At 55.5% G+C, this 301-nt stretch carries 1 protein-coding gene; it reads left to right on the top strand.

The window, feature by feature from the left end; all coding sequences use genetic code 11:
* The coding region (locus HBA93_RS20405; protein ID WP_221724490.1) for an ABC transporter permease subunit at nucleotides 1-301 on the top strand (301 nt) is incomplete at both ends.

The raw sequence follows: 301 nt of genomic DNA, 5'->3' as shown, positions 1-301 counted from the left end.
CGCCTATATGGCGGAGATTTATCGCGGCGCGCTTTTATCCATCCATCGCGGCCAGTGGGAGGGCGCTGCAGCGCTCGGCATGCATCCTTTCCGCATGTGGATTGATGTGATCATGCCGCAGCTTATCCGCGTGGCACTGCCTGCAATGGCAACCTATGCCATTGGTCTTTTGAAAGACACGGCCATTGCCTCGACAATCGGTGTTTCCGAAATGACCTTCTATGCCAACCAGTCTTCTATGGCGACCTATCGCGGCCTTGAGGTCTTCAGCTTTGTTGCCCTGCTGTATATCGCGCTCAGC

The sequence above is a fragment of the Ochrobactrum sp. SFR4 genome (assembly GCF_019730395.1).
Classification (GTDB): domain Bacteria; phylum Pseudomonadota; class Alphaproteobacteria; order Rhizobiales; family Rhizobiaceae; genus Pseudochrobactrum.
This window is presented reverse-complemented; position numbering and strand designations above follow the sequence as displayed.